A 1,603-nucleotide genomic window follows, 5' to 3' on the forward strand; every position below is an offset into this window, starting at 1 on the left:
CTCAAACTTCCCACATAAATAGTGGGCATCGCACCTTGAAAACTCTATATTCCAGACTATAAAAAAACAATTACGCCACCTTGTAATCTCTTGTCAGCGCATCCTGCATATATTCTGGCAACCTGAAAAAGAAATCTTTATAGATTTCCTCAACCTGTTCGTCGGTGATATGAAGTATGTTCTTTATACTTGCAGTCATTGCTTCTACAAGTATAAAAAGAGAATGTTGGAAAGTGATGTCCTCCATTTCCTGAAGAAGTACATAGAAAATTTCTCCTATTGTACGTTCGTCTTCATCCTTTCTTTGATATACAGAAAGAAACATATATCTTGCGAAAACTATAGATACATGTGCAGTTAATGCATCATAAGAAAGACTATGACATTCGGTTCTAAGCTGGAGCAATGATTTACAGGTTTTGAAAAAAATTTCTATGTTCCACCTTTTTCCATATACACGGATGATTTCATCTTCTGATAAAGCTGTATCTGTGCATATGATTGCAAGCCAATCCTTTTTATTGGAGCGGTTACGAACACAAACAATTTTGGCAGGAATTGATGGTTCATCTTTGGTTCCTTTACCGACTTTTACATCCACAGAAAGAAGGTATTTAGAACGTCCACGACGTTTCTTGTTTCTAGAATATATCTGCTTTATGTTAAGACGACTGCCTTCGTACTCATAGGTAATCTTAGAGCTGATCTTGACCATGGCTATAGTGTTCAGATGCATCTCCTTGATTTTCACAATGGTATTAGGATTTGAGAACCAACTGTCAAAAAGTACATATTTAGCGCTGTGTCCAGCATTTACTGCATATCTCAGAAGTTCCAGTAAAACATCCGGAGCCTTTGTGACAGCCATCTTTCTTCGTCTTCCGGCAAGAGAGCGACTATCAACTTTTGTAAAATCACCAAGCTGATTATCCTCTTTTGAAGAAGCCAATAGACAACTGTTGATTGGAACGAATGAATTACCGTCTGACCACCCAAGAGTCAGGAGACGAAAGCCTTTTTTATATTTCATGGTTACATGATCAAACACTTTTGAAGCCATTTGTGTGCGTTTATATCCGGCTCTCTCATAAAGGGAGTCATCGATAATAAACACATCAGCACGATCGTTACTTGTTAGCGGATTAAAAAAATTCTTGATTACTGCTAACGCCAACATAGTTGTAAAGCGAAGCCAATTGATTCTCGGATCGTTCAAAAATCTATAGAAAGTATTTTTGGAATAGGATTCAGAAAAATGATTTGTCTTAACTTGCATATAAAAGCTGCTTTTAGAAAAAACATTTACAAGTTTATACCGGAAGATGTTCATTGCAGAAATTCCTTTTTGCTTTTCAGCGTTACACTTATGGAGTACATCCCTAACTTTAAAAACTGAAATAAAATCTGAAATTGAGCAATTAATTTCTTCCTCTGTGTGCTGTCCCTGTGATAAGATATGCATATGGCGTAAGTCCTTTCTTGGTAAATGTTTTGTCGCAAATCCATTATACCTTATTTGAAAGTGACCTATGCCTTTTTTATTGTCTGAAGTATAGAGTTTTCAAGGTGCATCACACCTTTTGGGTGTGGGAAGTTTGAGTTA

General features: G+C 36.5%; 1 protein-coding gene. It reads right to left on the reverse strand.

Features of this window, described 5'->3' with window-relative positions:
* Positions 1 to 70: 70 nt before the first annotated feature.
* Positions 71 to 1,462 carry an IS4 family transposase gene (locus T515_RS16140; protein WP_036613623.1) on the reverse strand — a complete coding sequence of 464 codons (1,392 nt, stop codon included), beginning with the start codon at positions 1,460 to 1,462 and terminating at the stop codon, positions 71 to 73.
* Positions 1,463 to 1,603 lie beyond the last annotated feature (141 nt).

This window comes from Oribacterium sp. P6A1 (assembly GCF_000702885.1).
In the GTDB taxonomy this organism is placed as follows: domain Bacteria; phylum Bacillota; class Clostridia; order Lachnospirales; family Lachnospiraceae; genus Oribacterium.